The organism is Corynebacterium sputi DSM 45148 (assembly GCF_000427865.1).
In the GTDB taxonomy this organism is placed as follows: Bacteria; Actinomycetota; Actinomycetes; order Mycobacteriales; family Mycobacteriaceae; genus Corynebacterium; species Corynebacterium sputi.
On the sequence record NZ_ATYV01000011.1, the window covers coordinates 19,694 to 35,144 of the forward strand.

Sequence of the window (15,451 nt, forward strand, 5' to 3'; positions counted from 1 at the left end):
GAGTCCGTCAGATAAGGCAGTTTCGGCACACGAGTCTGGATAAGGGATAAGTGTCGCCGCGCCGAGTGTCTGGAAGAGCTGTCACGAGGCTGTGTGGCCGATTGTTTATTCGCAAAGTTCGCAAACAATGGCTCACTTCAACACTTAACGGTGTTGAAACGGGCGCCTGGCAGTGGAAGGCGTAGTAAAGTTAGGGGGTCTGGCGCGCGTGCATGGACCACTGTTGTCTAGGAGATTCGCCGAGACATGGGGGTACTCGGGGATTAGTGGTGCCGCCTACGGCCTGTGCGGCTGGCGAATTGGCGGACCTTCGAGAGCCTGCCCTGTGAACAGGGGGTATGGTTTCCCGTATCTGAATGTCGTGGGCGGGCTCCTGATATTTCGGGGTGGAGGTGCCGGGGGCTGAAGGGGATGGGGTGTTGCGGCCCTCACATTCTTTGCTAATCTGTGTCCCAATCCACTCTGTTCGGTTGGTTGAGTTGAGGGTTGAGGCTGTGAAGATCGGATGACAGCACTCCGGCCGGATCGGGCCTCTGCCCGGCATGCGGCTCAGTTCCGCCGAGCTGCCGAACAAAGTGTGGTCCCAGTCGGTTAACACACCGGCGGTCCGGCACTAGTCGGATGTGTCTGAACGACAGAAAAACCAGTGAAAGGGAAGCTGTGGCTACTGACAACAACAAGGCCGTTCTCCACTACCCCGGTGGCGAGTTTGAGATGGACATCGTCAAGGCCACCGAAGGTAACGATGGTTTTGCCCTGGGCAAGCTCCTGGCGACCACCGGACTGGTCACCTTTGATCCGGGCTACACCGCAACCGGTGCCACCGAATCGAAGATCACCTTCATTGACGGCGACAACGGCATCCTGCGTCACCGCGGATACGCGATCGAGCCGCTGGCTGAGAACGCCTCCTTCAACGAGGTCAACTACCTCCTTCTTAACGGAGAGCTTCCGACTCAGGCGCAGCTCGACCAGTTCGAGCAGGATCTGAAGGATGTCGGCAACGCTCCGGAGGACTTCAAGAAGGTATTCGAGACCGTTCCGGTCGGCGCTCACCCGATGGGCACCCTGGCCGCAGCCGTCAACCTCCTCGCCGCTTACCACGGCGATGACCTGGAGCCGGAAGACGCCGACGCACGCGACCGTGCAGGCAAGGTCCTAATGGCCCAGCTCCCGCAGCTCGCTGCTTACGCATACCGCGCAGTCCAGGGCTTGGACTTCGTTGACCCGAAGCCGGAGCTCACCGACCGCGAGAACTTCCTCTACATGATGTTCGGCAAGGAGGCTGACCCGCAGCTGGTCACCGCCCTGGACAAGCTGCTGCTGGTCCACGCTGACCACGAGCAGAACTGCTCCACCTCCACCGTGCGCATGGTTGCCTCCTCCGGAGCCAACATCTTCGCCTCCATCGCCGGCGGCATCAACGCACTGTCCGGCCCGCTGCACGGCGGCGCCAACCAGGCCGTTCTGGAAATGCTCGAGGACATCCAGAACAACCACGACGGTGACGCGACCGAGTTCATGAACAAGGTCAAGAACAAGGAAGACGGAGTCCGCCTCATGGGCTTCGGACACCGCGTTTACAAGTCCTACGACCCGCGTGCAGTCATCGGTAAGAAGACCGCTCACGAGGTCCTGGAGCTGCTCGGCGGCGACAACCTCCTCGACCTGGCTATGAAGCTCGAGGAGATCGCCCTCGCGGACGACTACTTCGTTGAGCGCAAGCTCTACCCGAACGTGGACTTCTACACCGGCCTGATCTACCGCGCGATGGGCTTCTCCACGGACTTCTTCACCGTGCTGTTCGCCATCGGCCGTCTGCCGGGCTGGATCTCCCAGTTCAACGAGCAGGTCAGCGAGCCGTCGAAGATCAACCGCCCGCGCCAGATTTACACCGGCGAGACCGATCGCGAGTTCGTCGCCATCGAGAACCGCTAAACCCAGTTTTCCACGCTGAGCCCTTAGCGCTCAGTTTGTGAAGCGGCCCCACACACTGTGTGGGGCCGCTTCTGCGCTGTGGGCATGCGGACCCCGGTAGAATCGCCAGCGGTGCAACCACTCGTCAGGTACGCGGTGACCGCGCCTGACACATCAAAGTCAAGGAGACCACATGAGCAACAAGCCCGAAATCGGAGCACAGACCGGCCCGGCCCCCGAGGAACTGGTCATCGAAGACATCATCGTCGGTGACGGCGCTGAAGCAACCCCGGGTTGCGTTGTCGACGTCCACTATGTCGGAGTTGAGTTCGAGTCCGGCGAGCAGTTCGACGCTTCCTGGGACCGTGGCGAGTCCATCAACTTCCCGCTGAACCGTCTCGTCGCCGGTTGGCAGGAAGGCATCCCGGGCATGAAGGTCGGCGGCCGCCGCAAGCTGGTCTGCCCGCCGCACCTGGCGTACGGCCCCGCCGGTGGCGGACACTTTCTGTCCGGCAAGACCCTGGTCTTCGTGATCGACCTGCTGGGCGTCAGCTAATACTGAGCACCTCAGGGATCAACTCACCCCGCCCTTCCGATTCTCATCGGATCAGGCGGGGTGTTGTGTTGTGGGCTGGTCCGTCAGCTAGCTGAGGAATGCGAAGGCTCGGTAGCTATCCAATCGGCCTTCTCTGCCAGCGGTTCCCGGGTTCTCCGAGAGTTCGATCAAGGCCGTGGCGATGGCCTCAAGTGCCCGTTCGGGTAGCTCCGCAACATTGTCTGGCTCTTCCAGGAGCACCCCGACTACTCCGGAGGCAGCCAGCGCCTCTGCTGCGACGCCCTGGTCTTCCATCATCTCGGGCGCATGCTCGGTATCCCGGTAGACGATTGCGGAGGCGCCCTCGGGAGGCAACGGCGACAGCCACGCATCGTGGAACGCGAGGACCTTGTCTGCCGGTAGCAGCGCCAGAGCGCCACCACCACAGCCCTGGCCAAGTATGAGGGAGACGGAGGGGACATCAGCGTCGAGAAGCGAGGTCAGTGTGCGGGCGATCTCGCCGGCCATGGCACGTTCCTCGGCGGCAACGGTCAATTCGGCGCCAGGGGTGTCGATCACCGTGACGACGGGGATGGACAAACTCTCCGCAAGGCGGATCGCGCGCTGGGCGAACCTCAGAGCCCCCGGGCCCATCAGTTCCTCACCCAGTGGTAGCTGGGCGTGACGGTCCTGGGCGATGATGACCACTGGTTGACCGGCGATCCGGGCCAGGCGTGCCTTGATGGTGTCGTCCCGGTGTCCATCGCCAGTGCCCGACAGCGGTACTGACTCTTTCTCCAGCAAGGCGATGATGTCTCCGCCACTGGGACGGGAAGGTTCCCTGGTGCGAAGGATGGAGGACCAAGCGCTGCGGGCGTCGGGAAGCGCTTTTATGTACTGAGTTTCTGGGTGCGGCTCGACGGTGGGCATGAGCACATCGACGGTCTGCCGGACCGCACCGCGCAGAGCGTTGGGGGAGATAACCCCGTCGATGATGCCGCGTGCCTGGAGGTTTTCGGCGGTCTGAACCCCATCCGGAATCGGGACGCCGGTGACCATCTCCACCACACGCGGGCCGAGGAATCCCAGCAGCGCACCGGGCTGGGCGAAGGTGAGGTGGCCAGCCGAACCCCAGGACGCCATGACACCGCCGGTGGTGGGGTTGCGCAGGTACACCAGGAACGGCAGCCGCGCGTCTTTGTGCCGAGTGACGGCAGCGGAGATCGAAATCATCATCGCAAACGCCGGGGTGCCCTCCTGCATCCGCGTACCGCCGGAGGTGGGCGAGAGCAGGAGCGGCAGACCTTCGTCGGTAGCGCGTTCGATGGCGATGATGAGGCGACGAGCAGTCTCGGCACCGACGGAGCCGCCGAGGAAACCAAACTCCGAGCAGATCACCGCTACCCGGCGACCGTCCACGGTTCCCTCTCCGGAGACGATCGACTCGTCCAGCCCTGTCTTCTCACTGGCCCGGGCGAGGGAGTCGGCATAGTCCGGGTCAAGGTCCCGGGCAGCGGTGGGCTCTGGGGTGTCCCACTGGATGAAGGAACCGCGGTCGAGGACTGATCTCAGGATGTCCCGCGCGGACACCTTCTCCGGAGTGATCGGTGCGGTGCTCGGATCATGTGTCGCTGACATGTCCATCACCCTATGGCAGTGCCCGGCGACTATCGTGGGAACGAGTTCACCGCCGATGACAACACACGCTAAGTATGGAGTTCACAGCATGAAGATGATCCTTGACCTGGACACGGGTATCGATGACGCCCTGGCTATCGCCTACGCCGCCGGTTCGCCGGAAGTGGATCTGATCGGAGTCACCGGAACCTACGGAAATGTCCTGGTTGAGACCGGTGTTCGCAATGCGCTGTCTGTGCTGGAGCTGCTGGGGTTGCCGGAGGTTCCGGTGTACTCGGGCATCCCGCACGCATCCACGAAGGACGGCTTTGAGGTGCTGGAGATCTCCGCTTTCATCCACGGTGAGGATGGCATCGGAGGCGCACCGGTCGCTGAGGCCTCCCGCACTGTTGAGAACTCCGACAGCGGTGACGCTGTGCAGTTCCTCATCGATTCGGTGAAGGAGCACGGCGATGACCTGGTGATCGTTGCTACCGGCCCGATGACCAACCTCGCCGCAGCGATCGAGAAGGATCCGTCCTTCGCCGACAATGCCCGCATCGTCATCATGGGTGGCGCTCTGACCGTGCCCGGCAACGTCGCGCCGTGGGCTGAGGCAAACATCAACCAGGACCCGGACGCTGCGGACAAGCTTTTCCGCTCCGGCGCAGACGTCACGATGATTGGCCTTGACGTGACCCTGCAGACCCTCCTCACCTACGAGGAGACTAAGAAGTGGCGCGAGCTCGGCACCGAGGCTGGCACCTTCCTCGCGGATATGACTGACTACTACATCCGCGCATACGACACCACGGCTCCGCACCTGGGCGGCTGCGGTCTGCATGACCCGCTCGCCGTCGCTGTTGCCGTCGATCCGTCGTTGGTCACGTGCCTGGACATCAGCATGAAGGTCGACACTGAGGGCGCTACCCGCGGCCGCACCATCGCGGACGAGACGAAGCTCAACGATCCGGTGAAGACCATGAAGGTTGCGGTCGGCGTGGACGTGGAGCGTTTCCTCTCTGAATTCATGGGTCGGATCTCCTCCCGCGCCGCGAAGTAGTTCACAACGATGCTTCCCGACGTCTCCCTCCTCCACACCACCCTCACCGCACTGCAGGATGGACAGCGGGTCTGCGTGGTGGGTTCTGCAAACGCAGATCTGACAGTGCGAGTCTCAGACTTGCCAACGCCCGGTCAGACCGTTGCCGGTGGTCCGCTGACGATCCTGCCCGGTGGTAAGTCCTCCAATCAGGCCGCCAGCGCCGCCCGGTTGGGATCGGATGTGGCATTGATCGGCGCCGTCGGCGCTGATCCGAATGGGCAGGTCTTGAAGGAAGCATTGGTCGACGCTGGGGTGGATATCTCTGCGCTGGCAGAGGTGGAGGTCCCCACTGGCACCGCCGTCATTCTCGTGGAGGATTCGGCTGAGAATGTCATCGTGATTTCTGCGGGGGCGAATGGTGAGGTGGGGGCTGGGAACGTCGGGAAGCATAGCTCTGTCATAGCGGAGGCCGGTGTCCTCGGCCTGTGCCTGGAGATCCCGATGGACGGGATCTTGAAGGCAGCCAGGACTGCGAAAAGCGCGGGTGTGCCGGTGGCGTTTAACCTGTCGCCGATCATGGAGGTGCCCGATGAGCTGCTTGAATGCGTCGATGTTCTGATCGTCAATGAGCACGAGCTCGCTGCGCTCGTTGGCGATCTGGAACCGGCGCCAGGTGGCGAAGAGCTGGCCCGTCGCTACGGCATTGGCGCAACGGTGGTGACGCTGGGTGCGGAAGGCTCAGTTATCGTCCGCGATGGTGAGGTTGACCGGATCGCGCCGACGCCGACAAACGTGGTCGATTCGACTGGATGCGGTGACTCGTACATGGGCACATTGCTGGCAGGCATTGCCGCCGGAGTTGATCTTGCGGACGCTGCGCGGTTGGCGTCGGCCGTGGCGGCATATGCGGCCTCAGGCGAGGGCGCGCAAGCCTCCTACGGCTCGGCCGAACAGATCGGAAAATTCCTAGACCAGCACTGATGCGCTGGTTATGCTGAGTGGAAACTCAGAGGAGGTCTGCGATGAGACCCATTGTGTACACAGCGTTTATGTCCATTGATGGTGTTGTGGAAGGGCCCGGCGGAGAACCGGGCTACCGCAACTCTGGTTGGACGTTTCAGGACATCGAGTTCGTCCCCGAGGCGTACGAGATCAAGGGGCGGGAGCAGAACGAGGCCACCGCATTGATGCTGGGGCGGATCTCTTACGAGTCTTTCTTACAAGTCTGGCCATCCATGACGGATGAGTTCCCCGGCTACAACGCGATGCCGAAGTTCGTGGTGTCTTCCTCGCTTGGCGCGGCGGATCTGGTCGACAATTGGGGCGAGACGACCATCCTGCGAGACCTCGATGAGGTGCGTGAACTCCGGGAGGGCGATGGTGGCCCGATCATCGTGCATGGCTCGGCAACGCTGGCGCGGAACCTTTCCGATGCAGGACTGATCGACCGGTACCACCTGCTCGTATTCCCCGTCGTGCTTGGAGCGGGCAAAAGCATGTGGAGCGACACCGACAAAGACAAGCAGCTCCTGGAACTGACCGAAAGCGAGAGATTCGCCAACGGAGTCCAGAAGCTGGTCTACAACGTGGTGCGGTGAGTTAATCGTTCGGTTGTGCCTTGGCTGAATTTCCCAAAGTCGAGTTTGCGATGTTGTAGGCCGCAATCGAGGCGACGATGGAAATTGTCAAACCCACGGTCAGGTCATCAGACATCATCCTAGAAAATGCGTTCGCGAACATGAAGACAATGACGGCAATGGTCATGGGCGACATACTGGGGCTCTTCCGTAGGTCGCCATCGGCTGAAGTCATCGCTTAAATGCTTCCTTCCACGACACCGGCTTGCCGGTGCGCAGGACGTTGCGCGGATAGATAACCGAGGCTAGCCAGACCACCAGTGCACTGGCGATAGCTAGCAGCGCCAACGCAATCATGGACTGTCCCACGGACATGTTGCCCGCGGCTACCTGCATCGGGGCAGTGGCGATTGAGACCGGCGGGATCCAGCCGGCTGCGGTCATGAACGTGGAATCCAGTGCACTCCAGCCGAAAATCGGCACATAGAAAGTCGCGAAAGCGATGATGAGGACCGGCATCTGTACCGCGTTGAAGTCTTCCATCCTGCTGACCAAGGATGCCGCGGCTGCGTATAGAGCAGCGAAGAACAGATAGCCGAAGAGGAAGAATGGGACTGTCAGAGCTAATGCACTCCACGGTATTTCCACCCCGTCCGAGAGACTAGTGAAGGAGAATGCTCCTGCGCCTGCGCTGATGACAACGGTAAACATGATGAGACCGGCAGCGCCGGCGCCGAGTATCTTGCCAATCAACAAGTCGAGGGGACGCGCGGTCGCCAGGATGATCTCGACAACGCGTGAGGATTTTTCCTCGATGACCGAGTACGCGACAGCGCCGCCGAACATCATGACTGCCATCATCAAAAGGGCCGCAGCGAAGATGGTCACGACGACCGCGAACATGTTCTCTTCCTCAAGCGACTCCTGATTCAGCAAGGCGCCAGCGGCGACCTGGTCCATCAGCGCCGGATCGACACCTTGTTCAGCCAAAGCCTCGGATTGCATCGCAGAGACAAGTGCCTGCTGAATCATGGGAGCAATCGTTGCAGACGGGGCGCCGGATTCAACGAGGGTCCACTGGCCGTCCTGGTCGCTGAGCAGAGCCGCGCTGACTTCTCCCTCTTCAACGAGGGACCGCGCCTGGTCATCGGTAGAGGCGTTAACGACCTCGATGACTTCGGGCAGCTGATCTGCGGCCGGGGAATCTGCAGTGAGCGGCTCCAAGAACGTGGCTTCTTCGACCACGGCAACCTGAGTGGCGGATTCATCGGAGTCCCGATTAATGAAGTAATCCGCGACGAAGATACCGCCGACGACGAGAATCACCGAGATGATCATCGTGAGCAGGGATGACTTCTTGAGGAGGTTGGCGCGGAACTCGCGCCGGGTGATCAGAAACATGGGGGTCATGACTGCACCACTTCCTGGTAGAGCTCGGTCAAGGGAACCGCAACGGGCGAGAACTCACGGACTGGGCCATAGTTCATCGCGTGCTGCAGAATGGCCTGTTCGGCCTCGAGGTTGATCGATCCGTCCGGGTTTTTGTGCATTGTCAGCACATCCCGGTTGCGGTGGTCGGATTCAACGGATTCCACACCGGGAAGGCCATTGGCCCAGCCCGCGGGCGCGTCCGGACAATCGACTCGCAGCAAGCGAGGGCCGCCAGACTGGAGCTTCTCGACGGTCCCTTCCACCAGCATCTTTCCGTCTCGCATGATTCCGATTCGGTCGCAGAGCCGCTCCACCAGATCAAGCTGGTGGGACGAGAAGATCACGGGCACGCCTTGGTCGGCGCGCTCTCGGAGGACCCCGGACATCACGCGGACGGCCACGGGGTCGAGGCCGGAGAACGGCTCATCCAGGACCAGCAGCACTGGATCGTGCACCAGCGCTGCAGCCAACTGCACGCGCTGCTGGTTGCCGAGGGAGAGTGCCTCCAGCGGATCATTGATGCGGTCAGACAGTCCGAGAGTCTCCAGGAGCTTCTCGCTGTTGGCCTTCGCGGTCTCTTTGTCGAGTCCGTGCAGCCGTGCGAAGTAGATGAGCTGGTCGCCGATCTTGTCCTTTGGGTACAGCCCGCGTTCTTCGGGCATGTAGCCGACGGTGCGGCGAGTGGCGTCGTCCATTGGCTTGTCGCCGAGGCGGACTTCACCACCATCGGAGGCGAGAACTCCCAGCGCGATGCGCATGGTGGTGGTCTTGCCAGCACCATTGGCGCCGACGAAGCCGTAGATTTCGCCCGGTTGCACGGTGAGCGTCATGTCCTGAAGGACTCTGCGTTCCCCGTAGGACTTCTCCAGGCCGTCGATGACGAACTTGTGGCCGGTCATGTCGGTATCCGTTCTGTAGTAGATGGTCTGGTGGAAAGTAGGTGGTCAGGCAGTGGTGTCAGTCATCCGGCATCGTCCACGCGATCACGAGTGACGGAAAACTAATCAGCACGAGGTAGATCCCTAGGCCGAACATGCCGACGCTATATGGGACAAACCTTGCCCAGTCCGGCTGGGCAGCCATGAGCCAGGTCCCTCCGAAAATCAGGCCAAGGACTGATAGGAGTCCGACCCAAGTAAAAGCCCGGTACGCGAGACTGCGCAGGCTCTCCATGCGGGCGCGTTCGTATTCGTCGAGAAGCGAGGCAGGTGCGCTGTCTACTGCATCGATGGTGATGTTGAGACAGGTCCACAACAGGACCAGAGCGACAGTGGCGACGAGCCACGGGGCCCCGAGCCACAGTGTTCCGTCACCGATCAGCGCGACAAAGATGAGTGCCGCGAACACCGGGAAAAGCGCGAACAAAATCACCAAAGCCACGACGAGCTTGCGGCGCGTTCTCTGATTGCGCCACTTAGGCAGCATGGACTGGATCTGCTCGATCTGTTTCAAGTGTTTGCGCTCCCGCCGGGCCTGCCAGCGGTCGAGCATGTCGGTGGTACTCATGGCTGATCCTTCCGGTACAGCGCGGCGGACATCGGAGTGAACTCGGTACGGGAGAACACTGCCTCAACCGGTACATCGAAGACTTCGCAGATGCGGAAAGCGAGGTCGAGGCTGGGGTAGTGGTCGCCGCGTTCGAGTGCCCCGATTGTCTGTCGGTTCACTGACACGTGCTCCGCGAGCTGAGCGCGACTGAGCCCACGCTCCGCGCGCAGCACGCTGATTCGATTGTGGATGGGCCGCTCTGGCCCCCGTTTTACTGGGCTCATGAAACCAAGTGTTGTGAAAACACAACATGATGTCAAGTAGTTCGATACCTTGTTGCGACCTAGATCACATTCAACGCACACTGTTAGCTATGACGAACAATTCCCCGAAAATCACACTCAATGACGGATACGAGATCCCGCAGATTGGACTCGGGACGTACAAAATGGACGAAGCCACCGCTCGTAGGTGTGTCCGCGAAGCCATCGACTTGGGATACCGCCACATCGACACTGCTGCGTTCTATAAGAACGAACGTGGAGTCGGTCAGGCGATCAAGGAAGCGATCAAGGATGGCGTCGTCGAGCGTGAAGACCTGTACGTGACCACCAAAATCTGGCACAACTATCACGGGGAAGAGCTCGCCCGTGGCGGCGCGACCGCATCGCTGGAGAGGCTCGACATCGGTTACGTTGACCTGTTTTTGGTGCACTGGCCGGTTCCGTCGCTGGGAAAGTTCGTGGAAACCTTCGAGGTATTGAAGGAGCTCCGCTCTGAGGGGGCGACTAACTCCGTGGGAGTGGCGAATTTTTACCCGGAGGTGCTCGATGCGCTTCCGGGCAGTTTGCCTGCGCTCAATCAGATCGAGTCTCATCCGCAGTACCCCAACAATGACCAGATCGCCGATGACAATGCGCGTGGGATTGCCACCGCCGCGTGGGCACCGTTGGGTCGGGGCCAGTTGTTTGAGGACGACGTCGTGAAGCGGGTCGCAGAAGAGGCTGGCGGCACTCCGGCCCAGGTCGTGCTGCGCTGGCAGATGCAGCGTGGCCTCGTGGTCATTCCGAAGTCGGAGTCAAAGGAGCGAATGGCGGAAAATCTCGGCGCGGCTGACATTGTTCTTGATGATTCTCAGATGGCAGCGATCGACGGTCTGGCTGACGGCTCAGCGCAGATCGGGGGCGACCCTCGTCATTTCGGTGAGGAATGACCCCTGTCAGGCTCTCCGGCCGGTAGTTTTATAGCTATGACTTTTCCTGAGCAGACCTCCGAGGTTCTGGTGGCGATTGACGGTCCGGTCATCGTCATCACCATCAACCGGGACCACAAGCGCAACTCGTTGACCCCCACCGTGTGTGACGCGATTGCGACCGCCGTTGAAGATGCTCCGGAGCGGGCTGAGGCGCGGACCATCATCATCCGTGGTGAGGGCCGCGCCTTCTGTGCGGGCGCGGACCTAGGTGGTGCCCATAATGCGGAGTTCCACGGTCAGCTCGAGCGGATGCTTAGGGCGATGCAGGACTGCCCGTTGATCATCATCGCCGATGTGCAGGGGCCGGCGGTCGGTGCGGGAATGCAGTTGTCGATGGCCGCGGACTTGAGAGTCGTCGGGCAGAACGGTTGGTTCCAGGTGCCGCCGGTGAAGCTGGGTATTGCCGTGGATCCATGGACTGTGCGCCGTGCGCGCGTGCTGCTCGGTGGCGCCCGCGCCCGCACTATTCTGCTTGGCGCAGAGCGAATGGAGCTTGTCGACGCCGTCGCTTGCGGATTCGCATCCTATGTAGGGGAGTCAGCTCTCGCTGACGAGGTTGCTCACCGAATTGCGCAGTACGCGCCCCTTAGCTTGAAGTTCCACAAGATGATCCTCAACGACGATGAGACGCATATTGATCCGACGTTGGAGCAGAAGGCGTTGTACGAGCAAGTCTGGGCATCCGAGGACGCAGTGGAGGCTGCAGTTGCGCGCTCGGAGCGTCGAGAGCCGAGGTTTCGGGGTCTCTAAGTCTCGTGCGCGGGGGTGCGCAAGGCGGCACGATCGCGGTGGAGGCACTCCATGCCTGACTTTCGCGCGAGAGGGCGTGGACCCGAGTTTGCGTCCCTTCTGAGTAGGACCTGAGAAATTACATGAATTTATAAGCGTCTGGCGGTCTCGAATCGCGCACTGTCGGACGTTTTTGGGCAATTCGGAAGTTTTCGGGGGTAGCAGTGGTCGCTTGGGGGTAACTGCGATAAGGGGAGGTTTTGCAGGTCAGCGGATGGAGTGGGGGTAACGGGGTTACCTTAGAGAGAGCTGTGGGGGTTATCTGTTTCAGCCGTGAGTGTGGTGCAGGTAACTTTGGAGCCACACATAAGCCGCAGGTCCGCAGTGAAACGTGTTCCGAGTGGGGCGCGTGTTCATTCGCTGGCGCGGTACGTGAGACCAAATGTAGGTTCCGCTAACCAACCTGGAGGGGAACACAAGTGACCGCACAAAATCCGCCGGGAACCCGGCACAAACCAACTGGCGCTGAATATCGCTACGTGCAGGGGACCGAACAGTTCCAGAAGCTGCGTAAGACTTTCCGAAGCTTCACCATCCCGCTGACGATTGCAGGACTGCTTTGGTACCTGTTGTTCGTCCTTCTGGCCACCTTTGCGCCGGACTTCATGGCGACCCGCATTGCGGTTGTCTACAACGTCGGAATCCTGATGGGAATCCTGCAGTTCGTTACGACCTTCTTGGTGACCTGGCTGTACATCCAGTTCGCCAACAAGAAGCTTGAGCCGATGCAGTCCGCCATCCGCGAGGAAATGGAATCCGGGCAGATCGCTCAGAAGCTCAAGGAGGGCAAGTAACCCATGAATAACGTCCTCACTTTCGCCCAGGAAGAGGCGGCTACCGGAAATCCGGTACTGAACATCGTGGTCTTCGTGGCGTTCATCGCCATCACGATGTACGTCGTCACTCGTGTGTCCAACTCGGGCACCAAGAGCTCCTCGGATGAGTTTTACACCGGTGGCGCATCCTTCTCCGGAACCCAGAACGGCCTCGCCATCGCAGGTGACTACCTGTCGGCAGCCTCCTTCCTCGGTATCGTCGGCGCGATTGCGCTGAATGGTTACGATGGATTCCTTTACTCCATCGGCTTCTTCGTGGCATGGCTGATCGCCCTGCTGCTGGTCGCTGAGCCGCTGCGTAACGTCGGTCAGTTCACCATGGCTGACGTGCTGGCTTTCCGCCTGAAGCAGCGTCCGGTTCGTACCGCGGCGTCGATCACCACCCTCGCGGTGACGATCTTCTACCTGGTCGCTCAGATGGCAGGTGCCGGCTCGCTGGTCGCAGTTCTGCTTAACATCACGAACACCGGCGCACAGGCCGGCGTCGTTGCCATCGTCGGTGCCGTCATGATCGCCTACGTCCTCGTCGGCGGCATGAAGGGCACCACCTACGTCCAGATGATCAAGGCCGTCCTCTTGGTCAGTGGTGTGATCATCATGACCGTCCTGGTGTTCATCAAGCTCAAGGCTGACTTCGACACCCTCTCCTTCGTTGGACTCGTCGAGGCCGCTAACGAGAGTCACCTCGCGGATGGTCTGGCCAACGCTGGTGAAGACATGGGTATGGCTGGCCACCAGTACGGTGCCACCCTGACGTCCAAGCTGGACTTCATCTCGCTCGGTATCGCCATCGTCCTCGGTGTTGCTGGCCTGCCGCACGTGCTCATGCGCTTCTACACGGTCCCGACCGCACAGGAAGCGCGCAAGTCCGTGACCTGGGCAATCGTCCTGATCGGTGCTTTCTACCTGATGACCCTGATTCTCGGCTATGGCGCAGCAGCGCTGGTCGGTCCGGAGCGCATCACCGGAGCGCCGGGCGGAACGAACTCCGCAGTGCCGCTGCTGGCACTTGAGGTTGGTGGCAACATCTTCATGGCACTGATCTCCGCCGTGGCATTCGCCACCGTCCTCGCCGTCGTTGCCGGTCTGGCCATCGCGGCCTCCGCATCTGTCGGCCAGGACATCTACCAGGCAGTCATCAAGAAGGGCACCGCGACGGAGGAGCAGCAGGTCCGCGTCTCCCGTATCACCGTGGTTGTCCTGGGCATCATCTCCATCATCTTGGGCATCCTGGCCATGAGCCAGAACGTCGCCTTCCTGGTCGCCCTGGCCTTCGCCGTGGCAGCCTCTGCGAACGTTCCGACGATTCTGTTCTCCCTCTTCTGGAAGCGCTTCAACACCGCAGGTGCCCTGGGCTCCATGTACACCGGTGTGATCTCCGCCCTGGTGCTCATCACGTTCTCTCCGACCGTTTCCGGTCGCGAGACCTCGATGATCGCCGGCGCAGACTTCGCGATCTTCCCGCTGGCGAACCCGGGCTTGGTCTCCATCCCGCTGGCAGTTCTCGCCGGTATTATCTGCACCTTCCTGGGCAAGCCCGACAACCTGGACGACCTCCAGGCCGAGATGGAAGTTCGTTCCCTCTCCGGCGTCGGCACCGAGGCAGCCGTCGATCACTAGATCGGCTCCCCGACACGCCTGACATTCGTGTGCACCGCACCCCGCCAACACCCGTTACACCGGGCTGCTGGCGGGGTGCGGTTTGTCGTCAGGCGATAGAGTAGATGAGAAAACAGCGTACGCATGCGGAAACCTGCACCCCGGGGTCCGTGAATTATCCAGGAGGCAACCCGACATGTCCGACTCTGCAGTGAACAATCGCCGTAGCTATCTGTATGACCGACACCTGGAGCTCGGTGCGACGATGGCCTCAGTCGGCGGCTGGGATGTGCCCGAGTTCTACTCCTCTGAGGCGGAGGAGCACGAGGCCGTTCGTTCGACCGTCGGCATCTTCGACCTCACCCAGATGGGCGAGATCCGCGTGTCCGGCCCGGATGCACCGTCGTTCCTGGCGCATTCGCTGATCTCTGCGATGAAGCCGATCGCCCTTGGTAAGGCGAAGTACACGATGATCGTCCAGGAGGACGGCGGCATCATCGACGATCTGATTGCGTACCGCCTGGGCGTCGATGAGTACATGCTCGTGCAGAATGCTGGAAACCTCGACGACGTCTTCGCTGTTCTTGAGGAGCGCGTCGGCGGCTATGACGTCGAGATTACTGACCACTCCATCGAGACCGCGCTGCTGGCAGTTCAGGGCCCCAAGGCCAAGAAGCTGATTAGCCGTCTCGTTCCGGAAGAGGCTCGTCAGACGGTCAAGGATCTGCGCTACTACTCTTGCACCTCCTTGGAGGTCGCTGGTGTGGAGGCAATCGTCGCCCGAACCGGTTATACCGGTGAAGACGGATTCGAATTGTTTGTGCCTTCAGAGAAGGCAGAGCCGGTGTGGAACGCACTGCTGGAAGAGGGGGAGGACCTCGGTGTCCGCCCGTGTGGCATCGCTTGTCGTGACACGCTCCGCCTGGAAGCAGCCATGCCGCTGTACGGCAAGGAGCTCACTCGCTCCCGCACCCCGCTGGAGGCCGGCTACCACTCGCTGATTAGCCCGGCCAAGGGCCGGTTCATCGGGCGCAATGCCCTGATCAACCAGCCCGAGCCCACCCAGGTTCTGGTAGGACTCTCCATCTCAGGCAAGAAGGTTCCGGCTGAAGGCGCTGAGCTTCACGACGCCTCCGGCAACTACGCCGGCACCATCACTTCTGCTGTGCTCTCCCCGACGTTGAAGCAGGTTATCGCCTTCGCTTACGTCGATCGCTGGAACTGCAGCCGTGGTACTGAGTTCTCCGTCGATGTCGACGGTGATTCCAAGACCGCCAAGATCGTGCCGACCCCGTTCTATAACCGCAAGAAGCGCTAGATCTAGCCGCTAACGCGGACACTTCCTCCTCCCGAGGACCTGGA

Annotated in this window: 16 protein-coding genes; 10 read left to right on the forward strand and 6 right to left on the reverse strand. The window is 61.1% G+C overall.

Features of this window, described 5'->3' with window-relative positions; translation table 11 throughout:
* Positions 1–621 precede the first annotated feature (621 nt).
* Together YWU_RS0106975 and YWU_RS0106980 are read left to right on the forward strand one after the other, a co-directional pair.
* Positions 622–1,938, forward strand: a complete 1,317-nt coding sequence (locus tag YWU_RS0106975) for a citrate synthase (protein WP_051260142.1) — start codon at positions 622–624, stop codon at positions 1,936–1,938.
* 172 nt (positions 1,939–2,110) lie between these two features.
* Complete coding sequence (locus YWU_RS0106980; protein ID WP_027019909.1) at positions 2,111–2,473, forward strand: FKBP-type peptidyl-prolyl cis-trans isomerase; 363 nt, start codon at positions 2,111–2,113, stop codon at positions 2,471–2,473.
* Positions 2,474–2,560: 87 nt separating this feature from the next.
* Here YWU_RS0106980 and YWU_RS0106985 read toward each other — a convergent pair whose 3' ends face one another.
* A complete protein-coding gene (locus YWU_RS0106985; RefSeq protein WP_051260143.1) occupies positions 2,561–4,090 on the reverse strand; it encodes a carboxyl transferase domain-containing protein in 1,530 nt (509 codons plus the stop codon).
* 88 nt (positions 4,091–4,178) lie between these two features.
* On the opposite strand from YWU_RS0106985, the gene YWU_RS0106990 reads away from it, so the two are divergent.
* Genes YWU_RS0106990 through YWU_RS0107000 form a run of 3 tightly spaced genes read left to right on the forward strand, consistent with a single transcriptional unit; the run spans position 4,179 to position 6,712 of the window.
* Positions 4,179–5,132 carry a nucleoside hydrolase gene (locus YWU_RS0106990; RefSeq protein ID WP_027019911.1) on the forward strand — a complete coding sequence of 318 codons (954 nt, stop codon included), beginning with the start codon at positions 4,179–4,181 and terminating at the stop codon, positions 5,130–5,132.
* A 9-nt stretch (positions 5,133–5,141) separates the two neighbouring features.
* Complete coding sequence (locus YWU_RS0106995; protein WP_034647389.1) at positions 5,142–6,095, forward strand: ribokinase; 954 nt, start codon at positions 5,142–5,144, stop codon at positions 6,093–6,095.
* 41 nt (positions 6,096–6,136) lie between these two features.
* Positions 6,137–6,712, forward strand: coding sequence for a dihydrofolate reductase family protein (locus tag YWU_RS0107000; RefSeq protein ID WP_027019913.1), 576 nt, complete (start codon positions 6,137–6,139; stop codon positions 6,710–6,712).
* Between the two features lies 1 nt (position 6,713).
* Here the strand turns inward: YWU_RS0107000 and YWU_RS18160 are convergent, their stop codons facing one another.
* Genes YWU_RS18160 through YWU_RS0107025 form a run of 5 tightly spaced genes read right to left on the reverse strand, consistent with a single transcriptional unit; the run spans position 6,714 to position 9,894 of the window.
* The gene (locus YWU_RS18160) at positions 6,714–6,878 is read right to left on the reverse strand and encodes a hypothetical protein (protein WP_156892753.1); all 165 of its coding nucleotides are present in this window, start codon (positions 6,876–6,878) and stop codon (positions 6,714–6,716) included.
* A gap of 44 nt (positions 6,879–6,922) precedes the next feature.
* Positions 6,923–8,101, reverse strand: coding sequence for an ABC transporter permease (locus tag YWU_RS0107010; RefSeq protein ID WP_027019914.1), 1,179 nt, complete (start codon positions 8,099–8,101; stop codon positions 6,923–6,925).
* Positions 8,098–9,021: an ABC transporter ATP-binding protein gene (locus YWU_RS0107015; RefSeq protein ID WP_027019915.1), complete on the reverse strand. Its 924-nt coding sequence runs from the start codon at positions 9,019–9,021 to the stop codon at positions 8,098–8,100. Before YWU_RS0107015 ends, YWU_RS0107010 begins: the two co-directional genes overlap by 4 nt.
* 58 nt (positions 9,022–9,079) lie before the next feature.
* Positions 9,080–9,628: a hypothetical protein gene (locus tag YWU_RS0107020; protein ID WP_027019916.1), complete on the reverse strand. Its 549-nt coding sequence runs from the start codon at positions 9,626–9,628 to the stop codon at positions 9,080–9,082.
* Positions 9,625–9,894 carry a helix-turn-helix transcriptional regulator gene (locus tag YWU_RS0107025; protein ID WP_027019917.1) on the reverse strand — a complete coding sequence of 90 codons (270 nt, stop codon included), beginning with the start codon at positions 9,892–9,894 and terminating at the stop codon, positions 9,625–9,627. The genes YWU_RS0107020 and YWU_RS0107025 overlap by 4 nt, the downstream gene beginning before the upstream one ends.
* A gap of 89 nt (positions 9,895–9,983) precedes the next feature.
* Between YWU_RS0107025 and YWU_RS0107030 the strand changes: the two genes are divergently transcribed.
* The 5 genes from YWU_RS0107030 (at position 9,984) to gcvT (ending at position 15,407) form a co-directional block, all read left to right on the forward strand.
* Positions 9,984–10,823, forward strand: a complete 840-nt coding sequence (locus tag YWU_RS0107030) for an aldo/keto reductase (protein ID WP_027019918.1) — start codon at positions 9,984–9,986, stop codon at positions 10,821–10,823.
* Positions 10,824–10,859: 36 nt separating this feature from the next.
* On the forward strand, positions 10,860–11,615 hold the full coding sequence (locus YWU_RS0107035; protein ID WP_027019919.1) for an enoyl-CoA hydratase: 756 nt from the start codon (positions 10,860–10,862) through the stop codon (positions 11,613–11,615).
* A gap of 458 nt (positions 11,616–12,073) precedes the next feature.
* On the forward strand, positions 12,074–12,448 hold the full coding sequence (locus tag YWU_RS0107040) for a DUF485 domain-containing protein (protein WP_027019920.1): 375 nt from the start codon (positions 12,074–12,076) through the stop codon (positions 12,446–12,448).
* A 3-nt stretch (positions 12,449–12,451) separates the two neighbouring features.
* Positions 12,452–14,110 carry a solute symporter family protein gene (locus tag YWU_RS0107045; RefSeq protein WP_027019921.1) on the forward strand — a complete coding sequence of 553 codons (1,659 nt, stop codon included), beginning with the start codon at positions 12,452–12,454 and terminating at the stop codon, positions 14,108–14,110.
* A gap of 175 nt (positions 14,111–14,285) precedes the next feature.
* The gene (gene gcvT / locus YWU_RS0107050; RefSeq protein ID WP_027019922.1) at positions 14,286–15,407 is read left to right on the forward strand and encodes a glycine cleavage system aminomethyltransferase GcvT; all 1,122 of its coding nucleotides are present in this window, start codon (positions 14,286–14,288) and stop codon (positions 15,405–15,407) included.
* Positions 15,408–15,451: the final 44 nt, after the last annotated feature.